The 3,873-nt window shown below is 63.3% G+C and carries 2 protein-coding genes; both read right to left on the bottom strand.

Translation table 11 applies throughout. The annotated features are described in order from the left end of the window. Nucleotides 1-2,005: choice-of-anchor G family protein (locus tag Q1J95_RS15035; RefSeq protein ID WP_300269097.1), on the bottom strand; the 2,005-nt coding region annotated here is incomplete at its 3' end. 502 nt (nt 2,006-2,507) lie between these two features. After that, a partial coding sequence (locus Q1J95_RS15030) for a RecQ family ATP-dependent DNA helicase (protein ID WP_300269095.1) occupies nt 2,508-3,873 on the bottom strand: 1,366 nt, incomplete at its 5' end.

The raw sequence follows: 3,873 nt of genomic DNA, 5'->3' as shown, positions 1-3,873 counted from the left end.
TCCCAGCGTCAGGGTCGGTCCCAGCGTCAGGGTCGGTCCCAGCATCGGGGTCGGTCCCAGCGTCAGGGTCGGTCCCAGCATCGGGGTCGGTCCCAGCGTCCGGGTCAGTCGCCGCCGTGTCTTCGATCACGACGGTGTCGGACTCAGCCGTGTTGCCGAACTCGTCGGTACCCACGACCGTGTACTCGGTGCCGTCCGTTGCGTCCTCGGGGATCGGCACGGGAGTGCCGGCCGGGATGTTGCCGTCCGCATCCGTCGTCACCGGCACCGGATCGCCGACGGGGTCACCCGCGTCATCCGTAAGCTGCAACGACACTTCCGCGTTCGGCGGCCATCCTTCGGAGGTGACCTCAGTCGTGCCGCCCGGCTCGACCGGAGACGTTGCCGTCAGCGTCGGCTCGAAAGGCGCAACAGCTGCGGAACGAACGGTCGAAGAAGCGAGATCGATGTTCGCGACCGCCAGAGCTGGGAGCAGCTCAACGCTCAGGGCGTTGACCGTGAACGATTCCGCACCGAGGTAACCTTCACCATTCGTCGGCGGTTCGGTGGGCTGTTCGTTGATCGTAATCTCGACGACCTGATTGACAGCAGCGAGCACATCGCTGAGCCCGGTGAACACCGGGCTCACGACCTCAGTCACGACGTCGCCCGCCACTGCATCGACAGCTTCGAGCAACGGATCGACAACCCCGTCGAACAGAGTCGGGAGGAGAGGCGTGACCACTCCGGACACCGCGTCCGTGACCAAAGACAGGTCGATGATCCCGAGTGCCGTCAGCGGAATATCCACCGTCGGCGCAACACCAGCACGCAAATCAGCGATCGTCGTGTGGATGTCAACAGCACCCTCTGCGAGTTCGACACCTGCGAGTGCAGCTTCAATCGGGATGTGGATGTCGACCGACAGCTCATTCAACAGACTATTGATTCCGGTGGTGAGCTGGCCCGTCACCGAATCGGCCACACCGCTCACTGCCGTCGTGATCTTGGACAGGTTGGTGGAATCGAGCAGCAGCGAGTTCGCGGTGAGCCCGTTAAGGCTGCCGCCATCGTAGAGGTTCGCGAGGTTGATCAGAACCGTGCCGCCGGCGAGGCCCGTTGGTTCTGTGCCATCGTCACGTGTGAAGTCATCTTGGAATGCGATCGTGACGATGTCGTTAGAGTCCGTGATCGGTGTGCCGAGCACGTCATCGACGAGAGCACTTACGCCCGTGTCGAGACCATTGATGCCGATCGTCGCGCCCTCACCACCAGCCGTGACATTCGCGACCGGAATGCCAAGAAGGGGGTCGGTGACCTCGATATCGAGCGCCTGGACAAGATCCTCGATGATTCCGTCACCACCGAGAATGGTGTTGAGCGTCCCGCCAACGGCGTTCAGCGCGGTGCTCACCGCATCGGTCAGCCCATCTACCGCGGGACTGTGCAAATCAAGTTCAGCACCGGCGACGTAGTACTCCGACGTCGCAACGTCGTTCGTCGACTCAGCAGTGGACGCGAGTGCCCCGAGATTGAGGTCCAACTGGTCGACGACGGTCGATGTGACGGGATCGATTCCCACCTGGGCGAGAAGATCCGTGAGGCTCACAGTTGCGAAGTCGTTATTCCCGTCATTTGACGGGTCGACATTTATCGCGCCGTCGGAAGTCACGACACCGGATGCCGCCTTGCTGTGCGTCGCGGAGTCGGCCAACGTGTACGCGTTGAGAACACCGGCGGCGCCGAGGTCGAGGATGCCGTTCTCCTGCGCTGGCGTTTTCAGAAGCGGCAGGTTCACGGTCGGCAACGAAAGCTGCAGCAGGCCCAGTGCGCCCACGTTCGTACCGTCGAGCGCGGAGGTATTCGCGCCGGGATCGCTGGGGTTGCCCGCGAGCGAATACCCCACGGTAGCCAACTCGCCCTCAGTGAGATCGCCGAGGACGCTCTCCAGAAGCTGCGACGAGATGACCTGGGCTAGTGCCTCAGAATCATCTGTAGGCGCTGCGAAGGCGGCGTTCCCTCCCATCCCATGCCCTACGACCAGTGCGGCTACCGCCGCTACTGATGCAACTCTGCTTTTACGCAGAGGTTTCCGATTACTCATTGACTGCCCTTCTCGTGATGCGGACGTTGTTCGCGTCACAAGCCCCTCCCAGAACATGGCGCAACGCCAAACAGAGCTCGTGTGTCCCGGCCAGTATGTCGGGGAACCCAGCGGGTGTCCAGCATCTCCTCAGGCTCTATACGGCTCGCACTCAGTGAGTTTTTGATGCCATCGCGCGGGTTCGCACGAACAAAAGGGGTCAACGCCGATATCAGATTGTTATCAATCCAATTCGACAACTTACGTAATAGATTGTTATTGACTCTGAGCCATTTGGGCGTCGACCCTTCGACAGGCTCAGGGAGCGACGGGCGCCCGGAGATCGACCCTTCGACGGGCTCAGGGAGCGACGGGCGCCCGGAGATCGGCCCTTCGACAAGCTCAGGGAGCGTAGCGGGAGCGACTCGACGGGCTCAGGGAGCGACTAATTCGCCGCGACCACCGCGAGCACGGCATCGCCGTATGCTTCGCGCTTCTTCTCGCCGATGCCGGTGATGCCGTCGAGCTCGTTCATCGACGCGGGGCGAAGCTCGGCGAGCGCCCTCAAAGTCGCATCGCCGAAGACGATGTACGCCGGCTTGCCGATCTCTCGCGCGGTCTCAGCACGCCACACGCGCAGCGCTTCGAACAGCGAACGGTCTCCTTCAGCCACGGCATCCGACGCTGCCGACGCTTTGCGGGCACGACCACCGCTGACCCGCCCCATCGTGTCTTTACGCAGCGGCACCGGCGTCTCACCGCGCAGCACCCCGCCGGCCACGTCTCCGGGAGCGAGAGTTCCGTAGTCGCCCTGAGCCACGAGAATGCCGCGCGCCAGAAGCTGCCTGACGACGCTCCGCCAGTCTTGTTCAGAGAGGTCGGCTCCGATGCCGTAGGTCGCCAGGCCGTCATGCTTCTGCTGTCGGATGCGGTCGTTCGACGACCCCCGCAGAATATCGATCAGGTGACCGGCGCCGAACGCCTGATTGCGCTCGCGCTTGAGCCTGACGATCGTCGAGAGCAGCTTCTGCGCCGGGATCAGTCCGTCAAACGTCTCGGGCTTCTCGAGGCACGTGTCGCAGTTTCCACACGGCGCAGACTCTTGCCCGAAGTAGTTCAGCAGATTCTGTCGACGACACTCGACCGTCTCGCTGAGCGCGAGCATGGCGTCGAGATGCTGGCCCATCCGCATCTTGAACGTGCGATCGCCCGGCGATTGATCGATGAGCCGACGCTGCTGCACGACGTCGCCGAGCCCGTACGCCATCCACGCCACCGACGCCTCGCCATCGCGCCCGGCACGACCGGTCTCCTGGTAGTACCCCTCAACCGACTTCGGCAGGTCGATATGCGCGACGAACCGCACGTCTGGTTTGTCGATCCCCATGCCGAACGCGATCGTCGCGACCATCACGACACCGTCTTCGCGCAGGAACCGCGCCTGATTCGCAGAACGCACCTCAGCCGGAAGCCCCGCGTGATACGGCAGCGCATCGAAGCCCTGCGTCGAAAGATACGCCGCCGTCTGCTCCACCGATTTCCGGCTCAGCGCATAGACGATGCCCGCTGGTGGCGCAGGGTCCGCCGACGCTTCGACAGGCTCAGCGATCGGCTGCAGCGACCGGATGAAACTCACCAACTGCTTGCGCGGGTCGACCTTGGGCACGATGCGGTACTGGATATTCGGCCGATCGAAACTCGCCACAAAATGCTTCGCGCCGTCAAGGTGCAGGCGCTCCGTGAGCTCTTGATGCGTGGCGCGCGTCGCGGTGGCGGTCAGCGCCATGCGCGGCACCCCGGGGAAACGCTCG

The sequence above is a fragment of the Microbacterium sp. genome (assembly GCF_029263575.1).
In the GTDB taxonomy this organism is placed as follows: Bacteria; Actinomycetota; Actinomycetes; order Actinomycetales; family Microbacteriaceae; genus Microbacterium.
Note: the sequence above shows the minus strand (reverse complement) of the source record. Positions and strands in the feature narration are given on the sequence as shown.